This is a genomic window from Pseudarthrobacter naphthalenicus, from assembly GCF_029076445.1.
Lineage (GTDB): Bacteria > Actinomycetota > Actinomycetes > Actinomycetales > Micrococcaceae > Arthrobacter > Arthrobacter naphthalenicus.
In genome coordinates, this window is the sequence record NZ_JARESG010000004.1 from 204,041 (window position 1) to 218,718 (window position 14,678).

Sequence of the window (14,678 nt, forward strand, 5' to 3'; positions counted from 1 at the left end):
TGAGGATTTTCCTCCCTGCAAGAGACCCATGCAGAAATATCGAGTCTTGAACCCTAATAGAATCTACCATCCGCAAAGGATTGTGAGCAACGTCAATCCAGTCGGTTTACCAACAGTTAAGCTATATACCCGTCTTCTATCGACACTGAGCATTTTCTGTGGTCAGTGTCACATCATTGACGTCTTGCACTGTCGGTGTGACGGACAGTGTCGGAGTACTGTGTTGAACCACCTTGACGAAGCTCATTTCCACGGTGCTCGACTCACCCGGAGCTAGCCGCGTGGTGACAGTGCCGACCGGGCGATTGCCATCAATATGCGATCCAAACTCAACCTTTCGTCCGTCCGCTGTTGCAGCATCAACATAGGACATGGCTGGACCGTAGAACACGACGTTGGTCTGAACAGAGCCCGGAGGTGTGCCGTATCTACCGTCCCCAGTCACCGAAGTAGGTAGAGACCTCGCTGCGTCAGCTGGGGCCGCGTTGGCAGTGTTGACACGTACCTTGTACTCGGCATAACCGCTATACGTGCACACCTCGACGAGTTGTACCGTTCGACGCATGTAGAAGTCCATCTTCGCGCCAGTGCCGTCGTTGAAATAGACACCGAAAGATGCTCCGCCCACGCTGGGTCCGGATGTGCTTCCTCCCAGTTCTGTGGTGCGCAGGACACTTTGATCCTGCTGGTGGTCACTCCAGAGGTGCACCCGGTTCTCTTCATAGCTCAGAGTCAAAGCCTTCAATACCGCCGGGCCTGATGCGTGGCCAGATGCCAAGGATTCGAAGATCTTATGAGAGGCGCCCATGAAGTATGCGTCCTGCAACTCGTTCGATGAGAGATTCAGGTACACCTCGGAGAGTAGGGTTTTCACCACATTTTTGGATGTCAGCACGCTGGGCAAACTTGATGGCGGTTGCACGTTCCCAGAGGGGGCAATATCAATGGGGCCTGACGCCTCAAGAATGTGCGCAAGCACGACAGGGTCGATCCCGACAACGCCGTCAATGGAACCGCCATACCGTCTTTCCCACATACCCTTGGCCAGCTTGGCAGTAGTCGGAAAGTCCGGGGTGAGGTTGACGTCGCTGATGAATGTTCCAACGCGAGTTGAATAGATCGCTGCTTGGGCCTCGTCTACATCTAAGTGCGGCTCGAACCTTCCCATTTCTGATCCACTTGCCTGACCGACTAATTCAATGGTGCCGTTGTTAACTCGAATTACCGCCAAGGCACCAGGAAGCCCACCCGAAGCGCGGATCTCAGCGTTGTTCTGCACAAGCACCAAGTAGTCTCTGGTCCCGTTGGACCCCATCATCGATGGCAGTATCCGGGATACTTGCGAGGCTGTATTCAGCCCTGTGCTGAGTGTTTCCAATCTGTCGATCGTTTCCGCCAACGGCTGGGCGACTTCGGCGACGAGGTTGCCCGGATCGAGTGTCAGTAGGCGGGAGTGCGACAGTTCGACTGTCGTGGCCGCCGAAACGATTGTTGGCGATGCCGCTTCCAATGGTTCTAGATCGAGCTTGCCATTTGTGGGCGTCAGATGCTCTAAATCTAGGGAGCTGACGACGTTGACGAGCGGCTTGGCAGAGCTGTTAGCGACCTCGTCCGCAGCCACAGTCAGTTCTCGCACCGCGGCAAAGTTGTTCCCCAACAAAGGGACACCGGTGGCGAGCTTCCAGACGGGATCATTTGCAGCTGTCCGGGCCGAACCCGTGTGGACAGCAATTTGATCGATTGTGAGACGGGCACTTGAACCGTCATAAGACAACATTTCCGCTGTGAACGTCGGCACTAGTGACTCGGCGGCTCGCAACTCGGTGTTGATCTGATTAGCCTTAGACGCAAGCCATCCCCCTGCCGCTGCCAGCAGGACAAGGGCAGCTCCTAGAGTCACAGCAGACCGAATAAGTATTCGGCGCCGTCGCCGGCTTGACCGCTTCTTTACACGCCAGATGCCTTGCCCTGCAAGTGTGGAAGGGTGGTCTGCCGGGCTTCCTCGGTCGTCTCCATCGACGCGGTCAAGTTCCTCAGGTTCTTTACTGAGCACCCCGGCCCCTGCCGCCGATGTCTCGCAGCCGCGATGTACTTCTTCCTTCGCCTCTGAGAATGTTCTCAAAGTTGGCTTCAGATCCGTTTTCCTCCAGCGGTTGGCGACGTGACTTGGCGTGCGTCAAGGCAGGAATCTGACCGTTGCTTTCGTAGCTGTAGTAGCTGTAGGAATACGCGTCGGGTCCCTTCGCCGGCAAACGGTTTAAGACGACGCCTAGTAGGTCGGCCTCCACCATGTCCAGCGCAGCCAAGGATTTCTCCACATCAGTCGTCCGGACTTTTTGAGTGCCCACAACCAGCACTACTCCGCCAACCTGTTGAGCAAGGACTGCTGCGTCAGTTACGGGCAGGAGCGGCGGCGCGTCGATGATTACCGCATCAAAAACAGTTTCGAGGCGTATGATCAACTGCTTCATTTTGTCGGAACCGAGCAATTCACTCGGATTGGGAGGTATCTGTCCGGCCGTAAGGACGTAGAGTTTGTCCTCGCCCCAGGGTTGAAGTAACTCGTCGACATCAGTTTGGCCGATCAGAGCCGTTGTCAATCCTGCGTTCCGGTCGAGACCTAGATATTGGTCAATCATGGGCCTCCGCAAGTCGGCATCCACCAATGCAACATATTGCCCCGCTTGTGCGAGCGCAATTGCCAAGTTGGTCGCCGTGGTGCTCTTACCTTCACCTGGAACTGAAGAGGTTATTAAGACAGTCTTTGAGTCGTGGCTAACATGGGCAAACTGCAAGTTCGTGCGGAGTTGGCGAAACGATTCTGCCCTCGGGCTTTGCATGGCAATTTGCGTCAAAAGAGGCTCTTTTGTTGCAGTGGCGTCGAAGCTGACACCCCCAAGTATCGCCGTTTGAGTGACTCTACGCAGATCGGCCGCCCCCCGGACTCTATTATCGAGAATCGACCGCAACACCGCAACGCCGGTTCCGGTGGCCAGCCCTAGCAGCAGCCCCACAATCAAGTTTATGTTCACATTGGGCGACGAAGGTGCCCCTGGGGCACTCGCCGGCGTCACAATAGACAGTTTTACTGGCGACGAGTCGCTCGATGATGGTCTTTCCAGTTCGTCAACGGCCACGATTAGGCTCCTGCTGACGGCCTGGGCGATTGCCGCAGCCTGGACAGGTGACTCATTCTCGACGGCGATGCTTATCAGAACCGTGTTAACGTCGGATGTTGCGGCAACACTGCGTGCCAACGCCTGGGGGGTGACCTTGAGGCCCAAGCTGTCGATTACCGGCTGTAGGACAGTCGGCGTAGTGACGGTCTTAACATAGGACTGTACGCGAGCCTGGCTAAAGGCGTTTCCTTGCGTGAGCTCAGAGACCGATCCGGAGCTTTGGAGTGCAACGAATAGTTTGGTTTCGGATTTATAGCTCGGTTTCATGAGGAGCGAGGCTGCGCCGGCGCCTAGCAGTCCGATCAAGGCGCAAGCGACTATGATGATCCAGTTTCGTCGCAGAACGCGCAAGTAATCCTTAAGCTCCAAAGGAGAGCCCTTTCCGGGTGAAGTTTTTGGGCGGTGATTCCCCATGGTACCCGGTAAGCATTAATTGACTGGCCGTGTAAATATCGAGTGGAGCGGATCTCGCATATCCGAACCTCGATCATTTTGCGCACATCATAGCATGTCCCTCGTTCGCTCGGCTGGAAGTCAGCCAAGGCGTAACACCGGGTTCGGTAGTACTTCCAAGTGGTTTATTATTTGTGCATCCGGGGAGTTGGATGTGCGTCTCCAACCGCCGGGAGTCGGCTGCGCGCCTCGAGCTGTGTCTCCTGGAGAACTCACACTGCGCTTGGCTCGAGATTCGATGAACATCCGGACCGGCCATCTAGGGCTAGCTCCGCGAATAAAATATTGGGGGAACTATCTAGTGGGAGTAGCAAACCAGCCGCGCGCACGTATTGCCGATGGTCGGCGAACTGCACGATGGGCTCCTCGTGTGCTTCAATACGCAGTTGATGCCGAGGCGTGGGTGATAGCTGTCACTTTTGCCGCGTTGTTTCGTTTCGATTTCGTCGCAAGCCGCATTGATTGGCTGTCAGTGGGAATCCTGGCGACGCTAGCCATAGTCCTTCAAGCCGTCATCGGCTGGGTACTTTCTCTATATCGGGGTCGACACCAACACGGAGCGTTTCACGAGGCGCAAACTCTGCTGGCGACTGTCGTGAGTGTGGCCGCCCTCCTCTTTTCTACCAACATGATCTTTCTAAGCAATGTGGGCTTGCCCAGGAGTACGGCGCTCGTAGCTCTCCCGGTTGCATTCGTAATCATGGGTGGAAGCCGGCATCTGCAGCGAATAGTTTCGGAGCGCAGGGTCCGACCGCAGGATTCGGCGGAGCGTGCACTTATCTACGGAGCCGGCCAAACTGGTGCCTACCTGATTAAGCGAATGCTTAGTGATCCCAATTCGCCATATTTGCCGGTCGGATTAGTCGATGACGATCCGGATAAGAGGCACCTTCGGCTGTCCAACGTTCCCGTACTGGGCGGGGGCGCCGATCTGGTGACTCTCGCGGGCAGGACCGATGCAACGGCCCTAATCCTGTGCGTCGCCCGCGCGGATGCGAATCTCATACGAGATGTGTCCGATCTGGCCGATAATGCTGGCCTCCGAATGATGGTAATGCCTCTTCTTTCAGAAATATTGAATGATGGCATGAAACTTGCCGACCTTAGGGACGTCGCCATTGAGGACGTTATTGGCCGGCAACCGGTCGACACAGAAGTTGACTCCATTGCTGGATATGTGGCCGGAAAACGGGTTCTGGTAACGGGTGCCGGGGGCTCAATTGGGGCGGAGCTGTGTCGGCAGTTGTCTAGGTACAACCCCCAAGAGCTAATCATGTTGGACCGAGACGAAACAGGTCTCCATGGGGTGCAGATTTCCATTTCCGGGCATGGTCTGCTGAACAGCGATGATGTTGTGTTGGGTGACATCCGAGACTCAGCCGCGCTTAAGGAAATATTTCACAAGCGACGCCCCGAGGTCGTGTTTCATGCCGCTGCGCTCAAGCATCTGCCTATGTTGGAGCAATACCCCGAAGAGGCTTGGAAGACCAACGTCTTAGGTACACTTAACGTCTTGAATGCCGCCCGCTCCGTGGGTGTCAAGACTTTTGTTAACATTTCAACAGACAAAGCAGCCAACCCCATTAGCGTCCTGGGTCAGTCCAAACGGACCGCCGAGCGGTTGACTGCTTGGTCCGCGGCGAAATCGGGCGAGTCATATCTCTCTGTGCGTTTCGGCAACGTCATAGGAAGCCGTGGTTCTGTGCTGCCCACCTTTATTGCCCAGATTGAGGCCGGAGGTCCAGTTACCGTCACCGATCCGGAGGTAACCAGGTACTTCATGACCATTCCAGAAGCATGCCAACTTGTCATCCAGGCAGGGGCCATTGGTCGGCCTGGAGAAGCTTTGATACTTGATATGGGAAGCCCCATAAAAATCCTAGATGTTGCCAAGCGCGTCATTGCCAGTTCAGGCAGGTCCATTGAGATCGTTTTTACGGGACTCCGCGAGGGCGAAAAACTACATGAGGAGCTCTTTGGCGTGAGTGAACATGACGAACGTCCATTCCACCCCAAAGTCACGCACACTGCTGTGCCTCCATTGGACCCGGACAACCTTTATCTGGAGCGCTGGCCAGAAACAGGGGCCCCCTCGCACGATGCACCCAAGGCCTATTTCGCCTCATCACTCGGAGCCCGGAATGAATGATCGTATTTACTTGTCCTCCCCGGACGTAGGCGACTTGGAGGAGAAATACCTGCTCCAGGCCCTTCGTTCAGGTTGGATCGCGCCGCTGGGACCAGACGTGGACCTTTTTGAACAGGAAATGTCTGATCGCATCGGTCGTAGGTATGCTGTTGCACTTAGCTCAGGGACCGCTGCATTACACTTGGCACTTCTTGCCCACGGTGTTGGCCCTGGCGACGCGGTGTTGACATCCACTATGACATTTGCTGCCACGGCCAACGCCATTGCTTACACCGGCGCGGAACCATTCTTCATCGACTGCTTGCCGGATTCGGGAAACATGGACCCAGAGTTGCTAAAAGCTGCCTTGGAGTCCCTCACAGCTGCCGGACAGCGTATAGGAGCCATCGTTCCCGTAGATCTCCTAGGTAAGGCCGTTGATTACACGGTTATTTCCGGGCTAGCAAGCGCATACGGTGTTCCTCTAATTGCCGATGCAGCCGAATCCCTCGGCGCAGTTCACGATGGAAGGCCAGCCGGCGCATGGGGCGAAGTGGCCATCTTCTCCTTCAATGGAAACAAAATCATGACCACCTCTGGCGGAGGAATGCTGCTGACTGACGATGGGGCGCTGGCTTCTCGGGTGCGTTACCTAGCAACTCAGGCACGCCAACCTGTCATCCATTACGAGCACACAGACGTCGGCTACAACTATCGATTGAGCAATCTCCTGGCAGCCCTTGGCCGCGCTCAACTAGTCCGACTAGACGAGATGATCTTGAGGCGCCAGGACCATCGCAGGTACTACAGGCAACTCTTTGACGGTGTCACCGGAATTTCGATTTTCGGTGGAGATACGGACACGTACGACAACTTCTGGCTTACCTCGATTGTGGTGGACCCAGCCGCGACAGGGTTCAATGCAAGCGATTTAAGCTCCGCGTTGGCCGTCAGTAATATCGAGAGCCGTCCGCTCTGGAAGCCGATGCATCTTCAGCCAGTCTTCCGCCAGGCGAGGGGGCTTACGAACGGGACATCCCAGAGGCTTTTCGAGACCGGGCTGACGCTCCCCAGCGGATCGGCCATGAGTGCTATCTCCCGCGAACGAGTAGGTGCAGCGGTGACGGACTTTTTGGTGAGCAATCGTTAGATGGTTGAGAGTGTTATTTGAACGTGGCGGAACATTTGCGGGGTTGAAGGCTCATGTCACCATTCAGTTCGATCCAAAATAGGCATGAAGACTTTGCCAGTTGAAAGGGAATTTTCGATGTCGGAAGTATCAAGCGGTTACGAGGGTAAGCGCATCCTCGTCACAGGTGGAACCGGATCTTTCGGGCACACTGTGGTGGAGAAATTGTTGGCCCAAGGCGCAGAGCAGATCCGAATTTTGAGTCGGGATGAAGCCAAACAGGATCTTATGCGGCATGAGATCGGTGATCCCCGACTGCGCTTCTACGTTGGAGATATCCGTGATTATCACAGTGTTGAACGGGCGGTCCGCGATGTCGATTTTGTCTTCCATGCCGCTGCCCTGAAGCAAGTTCCTTCGTGTGAATTCTTCCCCACGGAAGCGATGAAGACCAATATTATTGGAAGTGAAAATGTTGTCCGGGCGTCGGATAACGCTGGTGTAACATCGGTAGTTTGCTTGAGCACCGACAAAGCGGTTTATCCGGTCAATGCAATGGGGATGAGCAAGGCAATGATGGAAAAGGTTGCGCAGTCGCACGGCCTGAACAATCCAAATGCCGCAACAACGGTCTCGTGTGTCCGCTACGGAAATGTCATGTATTCTCGAGGGTCAGTAATTCCGCTGTTCATCCGACAGATCAAAGCGGGTAAAGATCTCACGGTGACGAATCCCGATATGACTCGCTTCATGATGTCACTTGCCGACTCCGTCGATTTGGTTGATTTCGCCTTCCACAATGCCAACCAAGGCGACCTGTTCATTCGTAAGGCGCGGGCATGTACTGTAGGCGACTTAGCTCAGGCCACGGTGAATCTATTCCGGGCGTCCTCCAGTATCCATGTGATTGGGACACGACATGCCGAGAAATTGTCGGAGGCCCTAGCAACTCGTGAAGAACTTTCACGTGCTCGCGACATGGGGGACTACTTCAGGATCCAAGCTGACAAGCGGGATCTGAATTACAGCGTCTACTTTGAAGAGGGCGACGTAGTTCAGGCAGAGTACTCTGATTACGATTCCCATACCGTTCCAAGGATGAGTGTTTCCGAGGTCGAGGATCTCTTGCTGACGCTTCCCGAAGTACGTCGGGAGCTTACTGCGGCCGGACTGTCGTACAATAAAAGGCTTGTTGACCAGTGACGGCTGTGGCGCTGACTGGAGCGAACGGATTCCTCGGCTGGCACACCCGGGCCGCACTCCGTGAGATGGGTAGTAGTCGATCTATCTCATTGGGGGATGGGTTTGACTTGAAGGCAGCGGTCGACTCTATTGATGGTACGCCGCGACTAATACACATTGCCGGGGTTAACCGCGGGAGTGACGTCGAAATCGAGGACGGAAATGTTCTCTTTGCTGAGCAGGTCGCGCAGGTTCTTGCACAATGCGAGACTCCGCCGCCCGTTGTTGTGTTTGCCAATTCCACCCAGGCGTCCAACGGAAGCATCTATGGAGACGCAAAAAGGAGAGCTGCAGATATTCTCCGAGCCGGTGCGGAGAGGGCGGGGGCACGGTTTGAGGACGTACTTTTACCCAATTTGTTCGGCGAGCACGGGCGCCCTTTCTACAATGCGGTCACTGCTACATTCTGCCACTTGCTGTCGCAGGGCGACCAGCCCACGGTGGAACAGGATCGAGACCTGACACTTCTGCACGTACAGGATGCCGCCGATACTCTAATTGGGACGATCGATCTGGAGTCTTCTAACCGGCTCCAAGTTCGTGAGTCCGTAAGTGGTCTGCTTCGGAGGCTGTCAAGCATCGCTACGGTGTATCGCTCAGGGGATATACCTGACATACGCACGAAGTTTGACCGTGACCTTTTCAACACATATAGGTCATATGCGTTCCCGGTGCAAACCCCCCTGGCGCTGGAACGTCGTGCCGACTCGCGCGGTTCGTTTTTTGAAATCATTCGCACACATGGGGGATCGGGCCAGTCGTCGTTCTCCACCACGGAACCGGGCATCAGCCGTGGAGACCACTACCACAGACGCAAGATTGAGCGCTTTACCGTGTTGTCAGGTACCGCCACAATTTCCCTGCGGAAGCTTTTTTCCACCGACTATTACGAGTTTCCGGTCACCGGTGATGAGCCTATGGCTGTTGACATGCCAACTATGTGGACACACAAGATTACCAACACCGGAGCGGACACGCTCTATACCTCGTTCTGGACGAACGAGGTATTCAACCCCTCAGCACCTGACACGATTGCGGAGCCAGTCTAATGACCCAGAGATTGAAAGTGCTGACAGTCGTTGGCACTCGGCCAGAAATAATCCGTCTGGCGGCAACCATTAAGCGCCTCGACAAGCACGTGGACCATGTGTTGGTTCATACGGGCCAGAACTATGACTACGAATTGAACGAAGTCTTTTTCGAAAACCTCGGGCTGCCCCGTCCTAACCATTTTTTGGAAGCGGATACAAGCTCCCTTGGTGCCGTGTTGGGCACGATTCTAACTAAAGTTGAATCGGTATTGGCTGCGGAGAAGCCCGATGCCATGTTGGTGCTGGGTGATACGAACAGTTGCATATCTGCGCTGATGGCTCGTCGTATGAAGATTCCGGTTTATCATATGGAAGCCGGAAACCGTTGCTTCGATGAAAATGTTCCGGAAGAGGTCAACCGACGGCTGGTGGACCATGTTGCAGACTATAACCTCGTGTATACAGAACATGCCCGGCGGAATTTGCTTGCCGAGGGCATTCACCCATCACGTATTGTGCTTACCGGCTCGCCCATGCGAGAAGTACTGGACGCCAATGCAGACCAGATTGCTGCGAGTGACGTGTTAGAGCAGCAGAAGCTCTCTATTGGTGGTTATTTTCTCGTAAGTCTGCATCGCGAGGAGAACGTCGACAGTGCTGAGCGGCTCACGTCTGTGCTGGACGCACTCAGCCATCTCTCAAGGTCCCATGGACTGCCTGTACTTGTATCAACGCATCCACGAACTCGCAATCGCCTGGACGAGCTGCCCGATGACCTAAAGCGTGGGCTGCGGTTTCACGCGCCGTTTGGATTCCATGATTACATCAAACTCCAGCAGTCTGCGAAGCTTGTCCTTTCGGACAGCGGAACCATTAGTGAAGAGTCGGCTGTTCTTGGGTTCCCGGCTGTCACGCTTCGCGACTTTATCGAGCGTCCGGAGTCGCTGGACACTGCGGGAATCATCACTGTTGGCGTCACGTCAGATTCAATTGCTGATGGTGTGCGCATAGCATTGGAGGAGTTCAGCGCCAGTGGTCCAGCCACTTCACCCTCAGACTACGACGTGACCGACACTTCGCGGCGTGTCCTGAATTTCATACGTTCGACGGCCCATAGCCATCGCCAGCGAACGGGAATTAGAACCTCATAGGGAACCCAAAGCTGCAACGAGTCATTTACAGAATCCTTCGACGAAAGTCGTCCCGGCCTCCTAGAGGTCTGTGCGCCCAGGTGCGGATGATTACGTGCCCTCAACGCAAAATCGTACTACTTTTCCATCTAAGGCTTTCATGCCGGGCTGGAATCAATTTGGAAAATACCGTCAAATTGATAGGCCTCTTGTGACGCTCCTTGGAATAGTCAATCATAACTGGAAGATATTGGAAATGGTCATCAAGGAACGAAAAGTTGTAATTGTTGGACAGGGTTATGTAGGCCTTCCGGTTGCGATGAGAGCCGTTGAAGTTGGCTACACCGTTGTCGGCGTTGACTTGGACAAGAACCGTATCGACTCGCTCAATTTAGGGGAGTCCTATGTTGATGACATCTCCAACATGCAACTACAGTTCGCACTAGATTCTGGTCGGTATATCGCAACGACCGACTATGAGGAAGTTGACGGCTTCGGCATCGCTATCATTACTGTGCCTACTCCGCTGAGGGAAAGTCTGCCGGACTTGACGTTTATCGAGGACTCTGGACGCTCGCTGGCAGCCCATCTGACGGCGGGGGCAGTAGTCGTTCTTGAATCCACCACGTACCCGGGGACCACGGAAGAGTTACTGGTGCCAATCCTTGAAAGTGGGTCAGGGCTGACTGCGGGGACTGACTTTCACGTTGGCTATAGTCCAGAGCGAATTGATCCCGGAAATAAGACCTGGGGTTTTGTCGAGACGCCAAAAGTGGTTTCGGGGATCAACGCAGAGTCTCTCCAACATGTTCAGCGGTTCTACAATGATTTAGTGGACCAGACGGTGCCCGTGAGTACGCCCAAAGAGGCCGAACTCACCAAGCTACTGGAAAACACGTTCCGGCACGTCAACATTGCATTAGTCAACGAACTGGCTATTTTTGCTAATCAGCTGGGTGTGAACGTCTGGGAGTCCATCGAGGCTGCAAGCACGAAACCGTTTGGGTTTATGAAGTTTACGCCGGGTCCAGGTGTCGGGGGCCATTGCCTCCCTGTGGACCCAAGTTACTTGTCCTGGCAGGTGCGCCGTAAGCTAGGTCAAAATTTCCGTTTCGTTGAGCTTGCGAATGACATCAACGACAATATGCCCAACTATGTCGTGCAGCGGATGGTGGAATTGCTCAATGAGGAGGGCAAGGCCGTCAACGGATCGGGCGTGCTGCTGCTGGGGCTGGCTTACAAGAAGAATACCGGGGATATTCGCGAGGCGCCGTCACTCCGTGTTGCCGAGTTGTTGCGCGGCATGGGAGCCAAGATATCCGCGGTGGATAGCCATGTTGAGTCTCATCGTTGGCCGGGCGGAGTCACCAACTCGACCTTGTCAGAGAAGAGCGTAGACGAGGCTGACATCATCGTTCTGCTGACAGATCATGATGACCTCTCGTATGACCTCCTCGACAGGAACGGCGCGGTGGTGCTCGACACTAAGAACAGGCTGGCCGGCGGCAAAATCCACACGTTGTAAGCGGACTTTTGCGGCGGGGCAGATTACTGACGTAGTGCATTCGATCTAGGAGACGAAATTATGGATATTCTAATAACTGGCGGCTGCGGCTTCATCGGAACAAATCTGGTGAATCACTTGCTGGCACAACCTGATGTGGAACGCGTGCGAACGTTAGATAATTACGTAACGGGCCTTCGCCGCACCGTCCCACACGCTCGCGTTCAAGAAATAGAGGGAGACCTCCGCAGTTACGACGACGTCCTCCGAGCCAGTGACGGCGTGGATGCCGTCGTGCACCTCGGTGCGCTGCCTTCTGTTCCCCGGTCGATAAAGGATCCACTTTCCACGAATGCTGTGAACATTGACGGGACGCTGCATGTGCTCGAGGCTGCACGGGCAAACGGAGTACAGCACGTTAGCGTCGCCTCGTCATCGTCGGTGTATGGTGCGAACCCCGCACTTCCTAAGGTCGAATCGCTGGCAACTCTGCCCTTGAGTCCTTACGCGGTGACAAAATTGGCCACTGAATCCTACACAAATGCATACGCCACAAGTTATGGACTGAACACAATCGCATTCCGGTTTTTCAATGTCTTTGGGCCACTCCAGAGGGCCGATCACGTCTATGCGGCTGTTATCCCCAAGTTCCTGGCGGCACTGAAGAACAACGAGCCGTTGACGATTTTTGGCGACGGAGAGCAGTCGCGTGACTTCACGTCTATCCATGCCGTGACGGATGCGATTACGAAGTCCGCTTTGCGCACGGTCACAAGCGAGACCCCCGTCAACCTTGCGTTCGGGACGCGCACTTCGCTCAATGGGGTCGTGGCCCTCCTACAGGAACTGCACGGCAGCCCCATCAAAGTTCAGTATGTTGATCCGCGGCCAGGGGACGTTAAGCATTCACAAGCGTCTTCGGCCTTGTTGACGTCACTTCTGCCGGACGTTGTGCAGCCCGACTTCGTCCATGCGCTGAAAGAGGTCTACGACTGGTACATGGAGTTGTAGGCTGCACCGTCCGCAAGTCGCCGAATTAAGCCTGGGCAGCCTCAGCAGCTGTAGTCGTCAGGTGGATGCAATTGTAGCGTTATCGCTGCGAAGATTGACGCAGTGCAAGCTTCACTGCTGACTGAGAGGCTCAAAGGCGAGCCGGCCCCGACAGTAGATCCGTCCGAGATTAAGTCATCGGGAGATTCCCATGTCCATACCCGGAACGGAGTTTTGTGTGTGAGGCCCTGCGGCCAAATGGAATCGTGGACACTTTTGGATGCACAGAACGGATGGTAGTGGTACAGATTCGAACACGTCAACTCCGAATTGGCGTTGCAACTTCTGCGATTAGCAGAGGGGTCGCGATGCTCTCGCCCTTTGTGACGGTGCCAATATCACTTCAGTACCTGGGTGCAAATCTATATGGGGCATGGGCTGCAGCACTGTCCTTGACTGCCGTCGCGGTATTTGCGGATCTCGGAATCGGCGCCGGGCTTATGACTAAACTTGCAAAAGTAATGGCGGTAAATGACATTGCGCGAGCCAAGCGACTTGTATCCACAGCCTACATAGCGCTCTCTGCTGCGGTTGCAATATGTTTATCGATGCTCTGGCTTTCATCCGTGTTTCTTGACTGGGCTCTCATCGTTGGCGGCGCATCGAGCGCTGGGAACACGCAGGTTGAGTCGCTCACGCTGTTGACGCTTACCGGCTTCATGCTAAACATTGTGGCTTCGCTTATTATCCGGATTCAGTACGGAATGCAGCAGGTAGGACGCTCCAACATCTGGCAAGGAGCAGCGAGCTTGGTTGGGATAGCGGCAGTTCTTGCAGCGGCGCAGATTGATCTTGGGAGCGATATCTTTATTGCTATTGCGTCGTTCGCTCCCGTGTGTGTTGCCGCACTCAACACGGTATTATTCTTTGCGGGAAAGTCCGGAAGATCGATATCGCCTCGTGTGAATCAATTCAGCTTGGCCGACCTGAAGGACTTAGCCGGTATCGGGGGACGATTTCTTCTCATCACCGTACTTATGACGATAAGCCTTGCCACCGACAACTGGGTCGTGGCTCAGACCACCTCTCTTGCGGAGGTTGCAAATTTTGCAGTCCCAGCCAGGATTTTCGCCATGATTGCCGTTGTAATTTCGATTCTCACAACACCGCTTTGGCCGTTGAATGCGGGCGCGCTGCAGAGCGGAGACACTGCGTGGGTGACAGCGACGACCCGCAAGATGACGGTCGTTACGTCCCTTTCCGTGGCTGGTCTCGCGGGAATCGGAGTACTCATCGGAACGGAAGCCATCACTTGGTGGCTAAGCGATGCGATCTCGCCGAGCAAAACGCTCCTCTGTGGTCTGGCGCTTATGGTTTTCGTACAGGCCGTAGTCGCGCCTATGTTCATGGTTCAAAACGGAGGCGGGGTATTGGGGCCGCAGACGATTGGTTACATCCTCTACTTGGCAGTCGTGCCCGTTAAGTGGTTCGTGGCGACCAACTTAGGTGCCGCATGGATCCCTTTTGCTGGGGCAGTCCTGTACTGTCTCTTCGTCTGGCCTGCTGCGTTAATCGGATACCGCAAAACTCTGGCCCGTGCGTCGAAAGACGCACTCAAGCAATTAGTGGAGACTAAGTGAGTGATGTCCGCGTACTCTATCTGGGTACAAAGCCCATTGGATCGAGGGATGCGACTGGGCAGACCTTGGAGAGCGTTTACAAGGGCTTTCCCGCCGAATCGGTACTCCAAGTCGTCGAAGATCCCGGCCAAATGAGCGGGCCGAATATTGTGACATTGCCTAGTTCCGCCGCTCCTGTTGCCGGTGCTGTCCACTGGGCATTAGGAATACTGAGGGCTTCCATGCTTCCGGCTCCTGGCGTAGCGCACGACG

Annotated in this window: 10 protein-coding genes; 8 read left to right on the forward strand and 2 right to left on the reverse strand. The window is 54.9% G+C overall.

Annotated features, from left to right (window positions below; all coding sequences use genetic code 11):
* Positions 1 to 136 precede the first annotated feature (136 nt).
* Both PY310_RS06015 and PY310_RS06020 read right to left on the reverse strand, forming a co-directional pair.
* Positions 137 to 1,900, reverse strand: coding sequence for a DUF4012 domain-containing protein (locus PY310_RS06015; RefSeq protein WP_275213375.1), 1,764 nt, complete (start codon positions 1,898 to 1,900; stop codon positions 137 to 139).
* 142 nt (positions 1,901 to 2,042) lie between these two features.
* Entirely contained in the window at positions 2,043 to 3,548 is a 1,506-nt protein-coding gene (locus PY310_RS06020) for a tyrosine-protein kinase domain-containing protein (protein WP_275213376.1), read from the reverse strand.
* A gap of 454 nt (positions 3,549 to 4,002) precedes the next feature.
* Here PY310_RS06020 and PY310_RS06025 point away from each other — a divergent pair, with 454 nt between their 5' ends.
* The 8 genes from PY310_RS06025 to PY310_RS06060 all read left to right on the forward strand — a co-directional run bounded on the left by PY310_RS06025 (position 4,003) and on the right by PY310_RS06060 (position 14,426).
* The gene (locus tag PY310_RS06025; RefSeq protein WP_275213377.1) at positions 4,003 to 5,781 is read left to right on the forward strand and encodes a polysaccharide biosynthesis protein; all 1,779 of its coding nucleotides are present in this window, start codon (positions 4,003 to 4,005) and stop codon (positions 5,779 to 5,781) included.
* Complete coding sequence (locus PY310_RS06030; protein WP_275213378.1) at positions 5,774 to 6,910, forward strand: DegT/DnrJ/EryC1/StrS family aminotransferase; 1,137 nt, start codon at positions 5,774 to 5,776, stop codon at positions 6,908 to 6,910. The genes PY310_RS06025 and PY310_RS06030 overlap by 8 nt, the downstream gene beginning before the upstream one ends.
* A 117-nt stretch (positions 6,911 to 7,027) precedes the next feature.
* Entirely contained in the window at positions 7,028 to 8,092 is a 1,065-nt protein-coding gene (locus PY310_RS06035; protein ID WP_275213379.1) for an SDR family NAD(P)-dependent oxidoreductase, read from the forward strand.
* Between the two features lie 107 nt (positions 8,093 to 8,199).
* Positions 8,200 to 9,180, forward strand: a complete 981-nt coding sequence (locus PY310_RS06040) for a polysaccharide biosynthesis C-terminal domain-containing protein (RefSeq protein WP_275213381.1) — start codon at positions 8,200 to 8,202, stop codon at positions 9,178 to 9,180.
* A complete protein-coding gene (gene wecB, locus PY310_RS06045) occupies positions 9,180 to 10,313 on the forward strand; it encodes a non-hydrolyzing UDP-N-acetylglucosamine 2-epimerase (protein ID WP_275213383.1) in 1,134 nt (377 codons plus the stop codon). The genes PY310_RS06040 and wecB overlap by 1 nt, the downstream gene beginning before the upstream one ends.
* 139 nt (positions 10,314 to 10,452) lie before the next feature.
* Positions 10,453 to 11,817 carry a nucleotide sugar dehydrogenase gene (locus PY310_RS06050; RefSeq protein WP_275213385.1) on the forward strand — a complete coding sequence of 455 codons (1,365 nt, stop codon included), beginning with the start codon at positions 10,453 to 10,455 and terminating at the stop codon, positions 11,815 to 11,817.
* Positions 11,818 to 11,877: 60 nt separating this feature from the next.
* Complete coding sequence (locus PY310_RS06055; RefSeq protein ID WP_275213386.1) at positions 11,878 to 12,807, forward strand: NAD-dependent epimerase/dehydratase family protein; 930 nt, start codon at positions 11,878 to 11,880, stop codon at positions 12,805 to 12,807.
* A gap of 347 nt (positions 12,808 to 13,154) precedes the next feature.
* Positions 13,155 to 14,426, forward strand: a complete 1,272-nt coding sequence (locus PY310_RS06060; protein ID WP_275213387.1) for an MATE family efflux transporter — start codon at positions 13,155 to 13,157, stop codon at positions 14,424 to 14,426.
* The last annotated feature ends 252 nt before the right edge of the window (positions 14,427 to 14,678 follow it).

Bases quoted from the DNA above. Each gene is read 5' to 3' on its own strand.
- wecB (WP_275213383.1), top strand. From the start codon at position 9,180: ATGACCCAGAGATTGAAAGTGCTGACAGTCGTTGGCACTCGGCCAGAA.
- PY310_RS06030 (WP_275213378.1), top strand. From the start codon at position 5,774: ATGAATGATCGTATTTACTTGTCCTCCCCGGACGTAGGCGACTTGGAG.
- PY310_RS06055 (WP_275213386.1), top strand. From the start codon at position 11,878: ATGGATATTCTAATAACTGGCGGCTGCGGCTTCATCGGAACAAATCTG.
- PY310_RS06035 (WP_275213379.1), top strand. From the start codon at position 7,028: ATGTCGGAAGTATCAAGCGGTTACGAGGGTAAGCGCATCCTCGTCACA.
- PY310_RS06060 (WP_275213387.1), top strand. From the start codon at position 13,155: ATGCTCTCGCCCTTTGTGACGGTGCCAATATCACTTCAGTACCTGGGT.
- PY310_RS06050 (WP_275213385.1), top strand. From the start codon at position 10,453: ATGCCGGGCTGGAATCAATTTGGAAAATACCGTCAAATTGATAGGCCT.